Here is a 13,544-nt window from a genome sequence, read left to right on the forward strand (position 1 = left end):
ACGGATGGTGCGGTCACGATAGCCCCGCGAGGACTCAGTCGTCCAGCACCGCGTCGATGCTCCGTTGCGCGACGCTCCGGAAGGCGCGTTCGTCGGCGGTCGCCAGCGCGGACGCGAGCGCGACCGCCCACCCCCGGGCGCGCAGCCAGGTGGTGTCCGAGGCTGCGACGTGTGCCCGGAACGCGTGACGTCCCGGCCGGTCCAGCGTCAGCCAGGCGGTGGCGAGGTCGACGGCGGGGTCGCCCGCGGTGACGTCCCCGAAGTCGATCACGGCCGACAGGCGGTCGACACCGTCCGACGGGTCGACGAGCAGGTTGAAGGGGTGCAGGTCGCCGTGCACCCAGACGGGAGGCCCGGCGTGCGCGGGCACGGCGGCTGCGGTCCGCCACAGCGTGGCCAGCTCTCCGGCCCGGTGCACGCCGTGCTCGTCGAGTCGCGTCAGCACGGCGTCGCTCCGCGACGCGAGCGGCACCGCACGGAACGGGTTCGCCGGGGCGTCGTCCGGGGCCGGGACGTGCAGGAGCCCGACGAACGCGGCGAGCGCCTCGGCGACGGGGACCCCGGCCACCCGTTCGCCGATCGCCGTGCCGGGCAGCCACGGCACGATGCTCCACGACCACGGGTACCCGAGGGCCGGGTGCCCGGTGCGGACGGGAGCCGGCACCGGGACGACCGATCCGACCCGGGCGGCGATGTCGGGCAACCAGCGCTGTTCGTGTTCGACGAGGCGTGCGGCCAGCTCCCGACGGGGGACCCGGACGGCCAGGTCGTCGCCCAGGCGCAGCACGACGTTGTCCCAGCCGTTCGCGACGACCTCGAGCGGGAGCCCGGCCAGGTCGGGGTGCTGGTCGCGCAGCAGGGACCGGACGAGCGGGACGTCGACGTCGACCTCGGCAGCGGGTGTGGGCACGGCGTCAGGCTAGTGGGCCGCCGGACACACGCCCGCGAACTGGGGCCGGTGGCGCGACACCCTCCTCGGTAGTCTCAGAGGCGAGGTGACGTGGGTGTTTCCCTGGGGGGACCCGCGTCACTCCGGAGCGATGAGCGCGACGAGCCGCGGGATCTCCGGACGCAGCCGTTCGGTGACGAACGCGTCCAGCAGGACCGTCCAGAGTTCTCGCAGTCGAATCACCAAGCGGCCGACGAGCGACGTCGCGCGTGGTCAGCGAACACCGGCGGCGGGTGCACCGGCCGCATTCGGCAGGCGTTCGGCCGGGTGCCCTACGGTCGGTCGCCATGGACGGATGGCGGAACCCTGCGCGCTGGGCACGGACGGGGCGGTGGCTGCTGCTGCCGATCGCGGTGCTGGACTGGGTCGCGCTCGCGCCGCAGACCATCGTGGTGCTCGCGTTCCTGATCGCCGTCGTCGGGCTCGCCGGCATGGCTGCGGCCCTCGTGGTGCACATGCTCCGACGGTCGCGCGGGGCGATGGCCGGCCTCGGGGTCGTGCTGCTGCTCGGTGGCCTCGTCGTGTTCGGCCTCGATCCGTTCCCGGGCTCGTTCCCGCTCATCGAGTCGTGGTGGCCGGAGTCGATCACACAGCCGCAGCACGTCGGCAGCGCGTACTGGCAGCTGGCCGGCCTGGGCATCGAGCTCGCCGGGTTCGCCTTGCTCGCCACGCTGCTCGTGGTCGCGCTGACCGGCACTCCGCGCCCGCGGCAGGACCGCTTCCGCTCCTGACCCACCCCGGGCAGCGCGCCGCACCGGTCCGACGTGTCGCGCTCAGTGCCGCGTGAGCACCACCAGCGTGACGTCGACCGCAGCGTCCGTGGGGACCGCCGTGCGCACCCGTTCGACCGCCGTGGCCCCGTCCGGGGCGGAGCGCACCAGCGCAGCGAGGTCGTCCAGGTGCCGGAGCCCGTCCAACGTCAGGACCCCCTGCGTGCAGATCGCCAGCCGGTCGCCGGGTTCCAGGTCGAGCGCGCCGGGCGACCGGGGGATCGACTCCGGCTGCAGCCCGAGCGGCAGGTCGAGCGGGTGCAGGACGCGAGCCGGTCCATCGGCGGGGACGAGCACCGCGAGGCCGTGCCCGGCGTCGCCGAAGTCGACGTGACCCGACGTCGGGTCGAGCCGCAGGTGGAAGAGCGAGCCCACGGCGTCCGCAACCGACAGGTCGGCGGTGACCTGCGCCTCCAGGCCGACGATCGCGTCCGACACGGCCGAACCGGTCCGTGCCGCCACGGCACCCCGGACCGTCGCGGCGAGCAGGCCGGACGCCGGTCCGGCGGCGCTCACACGGCCGACGGTGACGTGCAGGGCGCCGTCCGGGGCGATGCGCCAGTCGGCGACGTCACCCCCGCCGTCGTCGTGCTGGGCGACCACCACGTCGAGGTCGTACCCGGGGATCTCCACCGGGTCCGGCACCAGTCCGTCGAGCACCCGGCGCACCCGCCCGCGGTCGATGGCGATGCCGAGCTCCCGCTCCGCCCACCGCGCCAGGTCCCGCAGCAGGGCGACGTCCTCGTCCGAGAACGACCGCGGAACCGCGTCCATGATGCACAGGGTGCCCACACGGGTGCCGTCGACCATGGTCAGCGGTGCACCCGCGTAGAACCGGATGCCGTGCTCCGCCACCGCCGCCGTTCCGGCGAACCGGGCGTCGAGCGACGCGTCCGGGATCACCATGGGTTCCGGGGTCAGCACCGTCGACGCGCAGAACTGCTCGCTGGCGGGGACGCTCGATCCCTGGTGCCAGCCGAAGGTCGACTGCGTGGTGACGAGGTCGTGGTGGACGAGGTTGAGGAAGGTCAACGGGACGTCGAACGCCTCGTGGGCCATGCGGGTGATGCGGTCGAAGCGCTCCTCGGGTCCTGATCCCAAGATGGCGAGCGCCTCGATCACCGCGGTGCGCTTGTCCGCACCGTCGAGATGGTTGGTCACCCGGCCTGTCTACGCCCATCGTCCGACAGGAACCAGTCCCTCGGGTGGGGGTCGGCGGTCAGGGCGCGTCGCTCGGACACCGGGGCAGCCCAGGCCGCCGCATTGGACAACACGCGCTGGATGTCGGGGTGGTGGTAGACGGGGTACTCCTGGTCGCCGGGCGAGAAGTAGAAGACCTTGCCGAGGCCCCGGCGGTACGCGACGCCGGAGCGGAAGACCTCGCCGCCCGCGAAGGTCGACAGGAAGACCTCCTCGTCGGGGCGGGGGATGTCGAAGTACTCGCCGTACATCTCCTGCCGGTCGATGACGATCGGGTGCGGCACGCCGGCCGCGATCGGGTGCTCGGGCGCGATGGTCCAGACGAGTTCGCGCTCGCCGTCGTTCCGCCACTTCAGCGAGCAGGTCGTGCCCATCAGGCGCTTGAACGGCTTGGAGTAGTGGCCGGAGTGCAACACCACCAGGCCCATGCCGGCGTGCACGGCGTCGACGACCAGGTCGACGACGGCGTCGCTCACCTCGTCGTGGGCGGCGTGCCCCCACCAGAACAGCACGTCCGTGGTGGCCAGGCGTTCGGCGGTGATGCCGTGGTCGGGTTCCTGCAGGGTGGCGGTGGAGACGTCGGCCCCGGGCTGCTGCTGCCGGAGCGCCTCGGCGATCACGGTGTGCATGCCGTCGGGGTAGTGCCCGATGACCGTCGCGTCACCGCGGGTCTCGTGCACGTTCTCGTTCCAGACGACGATGTTCAGGGGACGGTTCTCGGTCGGCGCTGACATGTCGCCCACGCTACCCGTGATCGGATCGCGCAGGCTCTGGCGTTTTCTGATCGTTTGACCTACCTTCAGATCACATCCGCGCAGGGCGTCGGCGCCAGGGGGCACCGATCACCGTCCGCGCCGAGGACAGGGGCTCGCCCGATGCAGCACCGCACCATCACCACCGTCGCACTCGCGGCGGCACTCGCACTCGCCGTACCGACCACCGCGTGGGCATCACCCTCCGGTCACCACTCGGAACGGACCGCGACCACCTCGACCGTGACCTACACGGCGAGCGACGCGGTCATCCCGAACCCCTCGCGCGGGTTCGACCACACCACCGAGACGCACTACCGCGCCGACGGCACCGGGTACACGCCGCTCGACGCCGCGACGCTCCGGAGCTACCGGGCCGAGGGCGTCACGCAGGTCGTCCGGGTGTTCTACATGGAGGCGTTCGTCCAGCAGCGGCAACTCAGCCCGGCCTGGCTCGCGCTCGTGCAGCACGACTACGACACCGCACGCGCAGCCGGCGTGGGTGTGATCACCCGGTTCGCGTACGTCCAGGGTGGCTCGTACCCGTACTCGGCGCCCTACGGTGACGCCGATCTGCCGACCGTGCTCGCGCACATCGAGCAACTCACCCCGACGCTCCGCCGGAACGCCGACGTCATCCCGACCCTGCAGGGGGGATTCATCGGGCTCTGGGGCGAGGGCTACTACACCGACCACTTCGCCAGCGACCCGGCGAACCCGGGCGTGCTGACCGAGGCCGACAAGGACGCTCGACGCCAGGTGCTCCAGGCCGAGCTCGCGGCCCTGCCGTCGAGCCGCTCGGTCCAGGTCCGGACGATGCAGATGAAGCAGGACGCGCTCCGCACCCCGTCCGGCACGGCCGGGGCACTCACCCCGGCGCAGGCGCACGACGGGTCGGCAGCGTCGCGCATCGGGCACCACAACGACTGCTTCCTCGCCTCGCCGGACGACTTCGGCACGTTCCTGAGCAACCCGCTGTCGCTCGACCAGGACTACCTGGCGGCGGAGTCGCGGTACGTCCCGGTCGGTGGTGAGACCTGCGCCGTGAACGCGCCGCGGTCCGAGTACCCGTCCGCCTCGGCCGAGATGGCGAAGTACCACTACAGCTACCTCAACCTCGACTACAACAAGGACGTCCTGGCGACCTGGGGCGCGGACGGCATGACCGACGCCGCGAAGAAGCTCGGCTACCGCTTCACGATGACGTCGAGTACCGCCACCTCGGGCGCGAATCCGTCGGTGGCGGTGTCGATCCGGAACGACGGCTGGGCGGCACCGTACAACAGCCGCCCGGTGCAGCTCGTCCTGACCGACGGCGACCGCCGGGTGACCGTGCCGGTGGACGCCGACGCGTCGTCCTGGCAGCCGGGGCAGAGCGTGACCGTCCGGTCGTCGCTCGCCGACGTCCCGAACGGGCGCTGGAGCGTCGCACTCGCCCTGCCCGCGCCGGAGGCATCGGTGGCGGCGGACCCTGCGTTCGCGATCCAGACGGCGAACACCGGCACGTGGGACGCGAGCACGGGCGTGAACCGCCTCGGTCAGACGGTCGTCGTCCAGCACTGAGCGGACGTGCAGCGCGCCCCGGGTCGGACGGCCCGGGGCGTTCTGCTGTCTGTCAACCGGGTCCGCCACCATGGAGGCCATGACTCCGCGCTCCCTGTTCCGCGCCGCCGCGGTCGCCGAACTCGTGACATGGACCCTGCTCATCCTCGGGATGGTGCTCAAGTACGGCCTGGACGCCGGCGACTGGGGCGTCCGGATCGGCGGTGGGGTGCACGGCTTCGTGTTCCTGGCGTACCTGGTGGTCACGACGGTCGTCGCGGTGAACCAGCGGTGGTCGCTCGGGGCGCTCGTGCTCGGCTGGGCCAGTGCCGTCGTGCCGTACGCCACGGTGCCGTTCGAGGTCGCGGTCGCCCGCCGCGGCATGCTCGAGGGCTCCTGGCGCCGCTCGCCGGACGCCCACTCGGGCTTCTGGGACCGCCTGCTGTTCTTCGTGGTGCGTCGGCCCGCCGTGGCCGCGGGCATCGGGGTCGTGGCCGTCGCCCTCGTCTTCACCGGGCTGCTCGCCGCCGGGCCGCCCGTCCCGTCCCGCGGCTGACCCCCCGCGCGTCACCCGGGTCCCCTCGCGCCCACTTCGTGTGCAGGAATGGTCGGGTTCGTGGTGCGGACCCGACCATTCCTGCTCACCGAACGCGGCCGTGGACGCGACCACGGACGGACGGGAGGCCCGGTGCCAGCTGGCACCGGGCCTCCCGTCCGTGGACTGGTCGCTGCTACAGCGCTGCCAGCGCCGCGTTCAACGTGGCGGACGGACGCATGACCGCGCTCGTCTTGGCGTCGTCGGGGCGGTAGTAGCCGCCGATGTCCGCCGGCTGCCCCTGCACCGAGACGAGCTCGTCGACGATGGTGTGCTCCTGCTCACCGAGCTTCGCCGCGAGGTCCGCGAACGACGCTGCGAGCTCGGTGTCCTGGGTCTGCGCCGCGAGCTCTTCAGCCCAGTACTTCGCCAGGTAGAAGTGGCTGCCGCGGTTGTCGATCGAACCGAGCTTCCGGCCCGGGGACTTGTCCTGCTCGAGGAACGTCCCGGTGGCACGGTCGAGGGTCTCGCCCAGGATCTTCGCCCGCTCGTTGCCCGTCACGTCGGCGAGGTGCTCGAGGCTGACCGCCAGTGCGAGGAACTCGCCCAGGCTGTCCCAGCGCAGGTAGTTCTGCTGCACGAGCTGCTGCACGTGCTTCGGTGCGGAACCACCGGCACCGGTCTCGAACAGGCCACCACCGCCGAGCAGCGGGACGACGGAGAGCATCTTCGCCGAGGTGCCGAGCTCCATGATCGGGAACAGGTCGGTCAGGTAGTCGCGCAGGACGTTGCCGGTGACCGAGATGGTGTCCTCGCCGCGGCGGATCCGCTCGAGCGAGAAGCGCATGGCGTCCTCGGGCGCGAGGATCTCGATCTGCAGGCCGTCGGTGTCGTGCTCGCCGAGGTACTTCCGGACGAGCCCGATGAGGTTCGCGTCGTGCGCGCGGGTCTCGTCGAGCCAGAACACGGCCGGCGTCGCGGAGGCACGGGCGCGGGTGACTGCGAGCTTCACCCAGTCACGGATGGCGACGTCCTTGGTCTGGCAGGCGCGCCAGATGTCACCGGGCTCGACGTCGTGCTCGATGACGACGTCGCCCGAGGCGGTCGTGACGCGGACGACGCCGGCGCCGGGGAGCTCGAACGTCTTGTCGTGCGAGCCGTACTCCTCGGCCTTCTGCGCCATCAGGCCGACGTTGGGCACGGAACCCATCGTCGACGGGTCGAAGGCGCCGTGGGCGCGGCAGTCGTCGAGCACGGCCTGGTAGATGCCGGCGTAGCTCGAGTCGGGGATGACGGCGAGGGTGTCGTGCTCGTCGCCGTCCGGGCCCCACATGTGGCCCGAGGTGCGGATCATCGCGGGCATCGAGGCGTCGACGATGACGTCGCTCGGCACGTGCAGGTTCGTGATGCCCTTGTCCGAGTCGACCATGGCGAGCTCGGGGCCGTCGGCGATGCCCTGCTTGAAGGCACGCTCGATCTCGGCGCCGTTCGGCAGCGCACCGAGGCCGGCGAGGATCGAGCCGAGGCCGTCGTTCGGGGTCAGGCCCGCGGCGGCCAGGTCGGCGCCGTAGCGCTCGAAGACCGACGGGAAGAACGCCTTGATGACGTGCCCGAAGATGATCGGGTCCGAGATCTTCATCATCGTGGCCTTGAGGTGCACGGAGAACAGGACGTCCTCGGCGGCGGCGCGCTCGATCTGCTCCCGCAGGAACGTCTCGAGGGCGGCCACGTGCAGCACGGTGCCGTCGACGACCTCGCCCTGCAGCACGGGGATCGACTGCTTGAGGACCTGCTCGGTGCCGTCCTCGGCCACGAAGGTGATCGTCAGGACGTCGTCGGCGGGGGCGATCCAGGACTTCTCGTTCGACCGGAAGTCGTCGACACCCATGGTGCTGACGTTCGTCTTCGAGTCACGCGACCAGGCGCCCATGCGGTGCGGGTGCTTGCGGGCGTAGTTCTTGACCGACAGGGGTGCGCGCCGGTCGGAGTTGCCCTCGCGCAGCACCGGGTTGACGGCGCTGCCCTGGACGCGGCCGTAGCGGGCGCGGACGTCGCGCTGCTCGTCGGTCGTGGCCTCGTCCGGGTAGTCGGGCAGGTCGTAGCCCTGCGCCTGCAGTTCCTTGATCGCGACCTTGAGCTGGGGGATCGACGCCGAGATGTTCGGCAGCTTGATGATGTTCGCCTCGGGGGTCTTCGCCAGGTCGCCGAGCTCGGCGAGGGCGTCGTCCAGGCGCTGCTCGTCGGTGAGCCGCTCCGGGAACTGGGCGATGATCCGGCCGGCGAGCGAGATGTCGCGGGTCTCGACGTCGACACCCGCGGTGCCGGCGAAGGCCTGGATGACCGGGAGGAAGGAGTGGGTGGCGAGGAACGGCGCCTCGTCCGTGAGGGTGTAGATGATCTTGGCCATGCTGGCGGGTACTCCCTTGTTCGACCGTCGGTACGTCCACGGTACTCGTGGCGCAGGATGTCTCGACATCAAGATACATGGCCCCCGCGTCCGCGCGGCAGATGCTCGGCCGACACCCTGGAGGCGCACTGTCGACACATAGGAACGGTGCGTGGACTGGTCTTCCGCAGCACCAGAGCGAGGGAGAGCGCGCATGACCACCACACGGCAGACCCCGGACGACTTCGGCTGGACCGCGGAGGACCTGCGGTCCGCGTACGCCTCGGACGGCAGCGGGCCCTACCGGTACGCGCCGGACGGCTCCGGCCCGTTCTCGTACGACCCGGACGGCTCCGGGCCCTGGCTCGTCGGCCCCGAACCCCGACGGAGCGCCGGGCGGTTCGCACCGCGCCAGCGTGGCAGCCGGTCGCGGCTGCGGCGGATCGGGACGGCCTGCACCGCCGGTGCGCTGGCGCTCGTGCTCGCCGTCGGCAGCGTCTCCGTCGTCGCACACGCCGCTCCTCCACACCCGTCGGTGCAGGCGAGCGCCGTCCACGGTTCCGGACCCGACGGAGCCTGAGCCTCAGTCGCCGATCGAGACGCGGAACACCCGGACGCCGGCGGCACGGAGCCCGGCGAGCCCGAGCCGCATGCGCAGGGGCCGGAACGGCCGGCGGAACCCGGACGACGCCGACGCCGCATCGATCTGGTGCAGGACCTCGGACGTCAGGGTGCGCTCGAGCTTCGGTGCGAGCCGCGTCACCCCGGACACGGTGACGACGATGCGGACGGCGTGCGGCGCGAGCATCGGCGCGATGAGCTCGGCAGCCGCCTGCGCCCGGTGGAACGCGGGGTCGTCACCCGGACGGCGGATGGCGATGACGGCCAGCGCCGCGTCCCACGTCTCCTCGGGGTCCGGCAGGTCATCGACCCCGATGACCCGCATCCGCGCGGCGTCGATCCCGGCACGCACGGCTGCAGCCCGGAGCACGGGCAGGAGTTCCTGGGTACCGGCCAGCACGACGTCGGCCGACGCCAGGTCGACCGTTCCGTACCGCTCACGCGGCGACCGGGCCATGGTGCGGGTCCTTCCGTCGCTTTCCCCTGACCGTACCGATGCGCAGGGCCCGGGGGGACGCCCGAGGCCGTGGTGATCAGGGGCCTCCCAGCACACTCGGTAACGAAAAGATCACGAAAGGGCCTGTACAAAGCGACAGAGTCGTGCAGAATGGTGGGCGGCCATGACGACTGCACCCGAACTCGACCAGCACCCGGAGACCCCGGTGGTGCACCTGTCCCGTCGCGCCGCCCTCGAGGCCGAGCGCGCAGCAGCCCGCGGACCGCACCGTCGCAGCAAGACCGCCCCGGTCGCGAAGGCCGCCAGGTCCGAGAAGCCGGCCAAGGCAGCGAAGGCCGTCAAGCCGGCGAAGGCCGCGAAGCCGGCCAAGGTGCCGAAGGCCGCGAAGATCACCACGCCAGTGCAGGCCGTCGTCCTCGCGTCCTCGGCCACCGAGCCGGCCGGCCGCCGCTCCGCAGCCGCACGCGCCACCACCGAGCACGTCGACGACCGCATCCAGCGCGTCGTCCGCCGCCCCGCACCCAAGGTGACCCGCGTCGCCAGCGCACCCCCGGCCTCCCGGTCGGCCCGTGCCGGACGCATCACGCTCACCAGCGCCGCGGCCGCCATCGCGATGTTCGCCGCATCGGCCATGCCCGCCCACGCGAGCGCCGGGACCTCGATGGCCACCTCGACCATCGCGCCCGTCGTGCGCACCCAGGACTACGCCGTGACCCAGGCGGTCACGGCCGCCGGGTTCGACCGTGACGGGTTCACCGTCGGCGGCGGCTCGACGGTCTCCACGAAGACCGCTGGTCCGGCCGACACCGCGGCGACCGCGGGCGGCGCCGTGTCGTTCGGCGGCGCGGTCCGCTCGCCGTTCCCCGGCCCGGTGCAGATGAGCTCCGGCTTCGGGTACCGCTCGGCACCGTGCGGCGCGTGCTCGTCGCTGCACCAGGGTCTCGACTTCACCCCGGGCATGGGCACGCCGATCGGCGCCGTCGCCGCGGGCAAGGTCCGGGTCTCCGGCACCTACTTCTCGTACGGCAACGCGGTCATCATCGACCACGTGGTCGACGGCCGTCAGGTCTCCACGCTCTACGGTCACATGATCCCCGGCTCCTCGCCGCTCAAGGTCGGCGACACCGTCGCTGCCGGCCAGTTCATCGGGCTCGTCGGGTCCTCCGGCGTCTCGACCGGTGCGCACCTGCACCTCGAGGTCCTGATGGACGGCGTCACGCCGATCGACCCGAAGGCGTGGCTCGAGGCCCGCATCGGCCGCTCGCTCACCCTGTAGCGACCGCGCGCCACAGCGTCCGAACCCGTCGCGACGCGGGATCCACAGCCGCTGTCGAGCGACAGCACGGTGATGTCCCAGTCGGCCTGTGCAGACTCACAGGCATGGACGATCCCCACAGACCGCCCGCCCGTCGTCGATCCGAGGCGGCTGCCCGCTGATGGGCGCTGACACCTGGATCGCCTTCGGGCTCGTCATCCTCTTCGTGCTCGTCGGCGGGGTCTTCGCGGCCGCCGAGATCGCACTCGTCTCCCTCCGCGAATCCCAGCTGCAGCAGCTCGAACGCCGCGGCCCCCGCGGGATGCGGGTCGCCGAGCTCGGCCGTGACCCGAACCGGTTCCTGTCCGCTGTGCAGATCGGCGTGACCGTCGCCGGGTTCTTCTCCGCCGCGTACGGTGCGTCCTCGATCGCACCCGACGTCGCGCCGCTGTTCCAGGGGCTCGGCCTCGAGCAGGGCACGGCGGAAGCCGTCGCGCTCGTGCTGATGACCCTCGTCATCGCGTACCTGTCGCTCGTGTTCGGCGAGCTCGTGCCGAAGCGCCTCGCCCTGCAGCGTGCCGAGGGCTTCTCGATGGCCGTCGCCCCGACACTGGAGCGCTTCGCCGTGCTGATGCGGCCGGTGATCTGGCTGCTCTCGAAGTCCACCGACACCGTCGTGCGACTGCTCGGTGGTGACCCGGACGCCCGCAGCGAGTCGATGAGCACCGAGGAGCTCCGCGGGCTGGTCGACGAGCACACCGGCGTCGACGAGCAGGGACGCCGGATCGCCCGCAGCGCCCTGGACGCCGGTGACCGCATCCTGCGCGAGTCGATGCGCCCCTGGTACGACGTCTCGACGCTGGACGCCGGTCTCTCCGTCGCCGAGGCCACCGACCGGGCCATCGCGGCGGGGCACACTCGGTACCTCGTGACCTCCGGCGGGCGCGACGAGGTCGAGGGCTTCGTGCACCTCCGTGACCTGCTGCGTCCGGTCGACCCCGCGGCCCCGGTCGCCACGCTCGTCCGGCCGGTGCTCGCCCTGCCGGAGACGAAGTCGCTGTCGAGTGCGATCGCGGACATGCGCACCGACGGCCACCAGATCGCCCTGGTGGTCGACGAGTACGGCGGCAGCGCCGGCATGGTCACGCTCGAGGCGCTGCTCGAGGACCTCGTCGGCCGCATCCGCGACGAGTGGGACTCCACCGAGTACGACGAGTCGGTGCTCGCGCACGACGGCGTCGACGGAGCCACGGTGCTCGAGGACCTGGCTGCGGACGGCGGCCCGGTCCTGCCGGACGGCGACTACGAGACCGTGGGAGGGCTCGTGCAGGTGCAGCTGGACCGCGTCCCCGAGGTCGGTGACGTCGTCCTGGCTGGCGGCCACCGCCTCGAGGTGACCTCCATGGACGGTCACCGCGTCGCGCGGGTGCGCATCGGGTCCGACGCCGCGCCCTGACCGCGCCCCCCAGCGGAGGAAGCCCGTGGCGGCAGGCGGTCGCAACACCCCGCGGGACGCCGGCGAGCGGTCACAGGCCGTCGTCTGCGGCGCCACCAGCCGACAGGTCGCGACCAGACGGCGGGCGGCACGCGACGTGTCGCGACCGGTCGGGCACGGCCGGTCACGCAACGGAACGCGACCAGACGGCGTACGGGAGGCGCGTGGCGGGGCCGCCCCGCGCCTCCCGTCCGCTCCGGGCGGTCGCAACACCCCGCCAGACGCCGACGCGCGGTCACAGGCCGTCGCCTGCGGCGCCACCAGCCGACAGGTTGCGACGGGACGGCGCACGGCACGCGACGTGTCGTGACCAGTCAGAGACGGCCGGCGGCCCCGCCGCGGCCCTCCCGCCTGCCGGATGCACGGCACGGGCACGTACGCTCGTCGCATGGGTATCGACGTGCGCAACGAGATCCGCGACTTCCTGTCCTCCAGGCGGGCGCGGCTCACCCCCGAGCAGGTCGGCATGCCGTCGTTCGGCGGCGGGGTCCGACGCGTGCCCGGGCTGCGTCGGCACGAGGTCGCCATGCTCGCCGGCGTCAGCGTCGACTACTACACGCGGCTCGAACGCGGCTCGCTCAAGGGCGTCTCGGACAGCGTCCTCGAGGGCCTGGCGAGCGCCCTGCAGCTCGACGAGGACGAGCGTGCGCACCTGTGGGACCTCACGCGCCTGGCGAACTCCGGCGCGAAGGTCATGCACCGGAATGTGCCGACCCGCGTGCGCCCGGGAGTGCAGCGACTGCTCGACGCGATCACCGGTGCGCCGGCCTGGGTGCGGAACGAGCGCGGGGACGTCGTCGCGACGAACGAGCTCGGCCGTGCGCTCTACGCACCGATGTTCGCCGGCCCCGGACGCCCGGTGAACACCGCACGCTTCACGTTCCTCGACCCGGCCGCCCGCGACTTCTTCCCGGACTGGGCGCAGACCGCGAAGGACGCCGTGGCCGTGCTCCGGACCGCCGCGGTGTCGAACCCCTGCGAGCCGGGGCTCATCACGCTCGTCGGCGAGCTCTCCACCCGGAGCGAGGAGTTCCGCGGCTGGTGGGCCGCCCACGACGTCCGGATGCAGCGCACCGGCAAGAAGCGCATCGACCACCCGATCGTGGGGGAGCTGCGGCTGTCCTACGAGGCGCTCGACCTGGTCGCCGACCCCGGCCTGACGCTGTTCTCGTACTCGGCCGAACCGGGCAGCGAGTCCGAGCGATCGCTCGCGCTGCTCGGCAGCTGGGCCGCGACGGAGCGCGCCGAGCAGTACGCGGCCCTGCGCGAGTCGGCGTCCGAGTCCGAGTCGGTCGACTGACCCGGCCGGCGGACGGGCGCGAGCGCCAGCGCCGCGGTCGGACCGTCAGGCCTGAGGTGGGACGTCGTCGTCGAACCGCTCCGGCGAGCGCATCCGTTCGATGCGCAGCTGACGCTCCGTCGCCGACAAGCGCAGCACGCGGATCGCGGCGAACACGAGCACGATGAGGGCGACGGCCAGCACGGCGAGCGCCAGCACGAACAGGGCGTAGAGGACGACGACGAATCCGAGACCACTGTCTGCGAGCATCCGTCGAACATAGCAGCGCGGGTTCGTAGGGTG

Annotated in this window: 13 protein-coding genes; 7 read left to right on the forward strand and 6 right to left on the reverse strand. The window is 72.2% G+C overall.

The window, feature by feature from the left end; all coding sequences use genetic code 11:
- Window positions 1-34: 34 nt before the first annotated feature.
- Entirely contained in the window at window positions 35-910 is an 876-nt protein-coding gene (locus H7A73_RS02175) for an aminoglycoside phosphotransferase family protein (protein ID WP_182064459.1), read from the reverse strand.
- Window positions 911-1,236: 326 nt separating this feature from the next.
- Here H7A73_RS02175 and H7A73_RS02180 point away from each other — a divergent pair, with 326 nt between their 5' ends.
- On the forward strand, window positions 1,237-1,680 hold the full coding sequence (locus H7A73_RS02180) for a disulfide bond formation protein B (protein WP_182064460.1): 444 nt from the start codon (window positions 1,237-1,239) through the stop codon (window positions 1,678-1,680).
- 42 nt (window positions 1,681-1,722) lie between these two features.
- On the opposite strand, the gene H7A73_RS02185 is transcribed toward H7A73_RS02180, so the two are convergent.
- Together H7A73_RS02185 and H7A73_RS02190 are read right to left on the reverse strand one after the other, a co-directional pair.
- Window positions 1,723-2,880, reverse strand: a complete 1,158-nt coding sequence (locus tag H7A73_RS02185; RefSeq protein ID WP_182064461.1) for a PP2C family protein-serine/threonine phosphatase — start codon at window positions 2,878-2,880, stop codon at window positions 1,723-1,725.
- On the reverse strand, window positions 2,877-3,653 hold the full coding sequence (locus H7A73_RS02190) for a ThuA domain-containing protein (protein WP_259362657.1): 777 nt from the start codon (window positions 3,651-3,653) through the stop codon (window positions 2,877-2,879). Before H7A73_RS02190 ends, H7A73_RS02185 begins: the two co-directional genes overlap by 4 nt.
- 141 nt (window positions 3,654-3,794) lie before the next feature.
- Here H7A73_RS02190 and H7A73_RS02195 point away from each other — a divergent pair, with 141 nt between their 5' ends.
- Together H7A73_RS02195 and H7A73_RS02200 are read left to right on the forward strand one after the other, a co-directional pair.
- A complete protein-coding gene (locus H7A73_RS02195) occupies window positions 3,795-5,234 on the forward strand; it encodes a DUF4832 domain-containing protein (RefSeq protein WP_182064462.1) in 1,440 nt (479 codons plus the stop codon).
- A 79-nt stretch (window positions 5,235-5,313) separates the two neighbouring features.
- Window positions 5,314-5,769: a DUF3817 domain-containing protein gene (locus tag H7A73_RS02200; RefSeq protein ID WP_182064463.1), complete on the forward strand. Its 456-nt coding sequence runs from the start codon at window positions 5,314-5,316 to the stop codon at window positions 5,767-5,769.
- 175 nt (window positions 5,770-5,944) lie between these two features.
- Here H7A73_RS02200 and H7A73_RS02205 read toward each other — a convergent pair whose 3' ends face one another.
- Window positions 5,945-8,155 (reverse strand): NADP-dependent isocitrate dehydrogenase, encoded by a 2,211-nt coding sequence (locus H7A73_RS02205; protein WP_182064464.1) that lies wholly within the window; start codon window positions 8,153-8,155, stop codon window positions 5,945-5,947.
- Between the two features lie 193 nt (window positions 8,156-8,348).
- Between H7A73_RS02205 and H7A73_RS02210 the strand changes: the two genes are divergently transcribed.
- On the forward strand, window positions 8,349-8,714 hold the full coding sequence (locus H7A73_RS02210) for a hypothetical protein (RefSeq protein ID WP_182064465.1): 366 nt from the start codon (window positions 8,349-8,351) through the stop codon (window positions 8,712-8,714).
- Window positions 8,715-8,717: 3 nt separating this feature from the next.
- Here the strand turns inward: H7A73_RS02210 and H7A73_RS02215 are convergent, their stop codons facing one another.
- Window positions 8,718-9,212 carry a hypothetical protein gene (locus H7A73_RS02215; protein ID WP_071406257.1) on the reverse strand — a complete coding sequence of 165 codons (495 nt, stop codon included), beginning with the start codon at window positions 9,210-9,212 and terminating at the stop codon, window positions 8,718-8,720.
- A 163-nt stretch (window positions 9,213-9,375) separates the two neighbouring features.
- Between H7A73_RS02215 and H7A73_RS02220 the strand changes: the two genes are divergently transcribed.
- From H7A73_RS02220 to H7A73_RS02230, 3 genes are all read left to right on the forward strand, one after another.
- Complete coding sequence (locus tag H7A73_RS02220; RefSeq protein WP_182064466.1) at window positions 9,376-10,488, forward strand: M23 family metallopeptidase; 1,113 nt, start codon at window positions 9,376-9,378, stop codon at window positions 10,486-10,488.
- A gap of 160 nt (window positions 10,489-10,648) precedes the next feature.
- Window positions 10,649-11,923 carry a hemolysin family protein gene (locus tag H7A73_RS02225; protein ID WP_182064467.1) on the forward strand — a complete coding sequence of 425 codons (1,275 nt, stop codon included), beginning with the start codon at window positions 10,649-10,651 and terminating at the stop codon, window positions 11,921-11,923.
- Window positions 11,924-12,350: 427 nt separating this feature from the next.
- Window positions 12,351-13,262 (forward strand): helix-turn-helix transcriptional regulator, encoded by a 912-nt coding sequence (locus tag H7A73_RS02230; protein WP_182064468.1) that lies wholly within the window; start codon window positions 12,351-12,353, stop codon window positions 13,260-13,262.
- 45 nt (window positions 13,263-13,307) lie between these two features.
- Here the strand turns inward: H7A73_RS02230 and H7A73_RS02235 are convergent, their stop codons facing one another.
- A complete protein-coding gene (locus H7A73_RS02235; protein ID WP_182064469.1) occupies window positions 13,308-13,511 on the reverse strand; it encodes a hypothetical protein in 204 nt (67 codons plus the stop codon).
- Window positions 13,512-13,544: the final 33 nt, after the last annotated feature.

This window comes from Curtobacterium sp. ME12 (genome assembly GCF_903970855.1).
Taxonomy (GTDB): Bacteria; Actinomycetota; Actinomycetes; order Actinomycetales; family Microbacteriaceae; genus Curtobacterium; species Curtobacterium poinsettiae_A.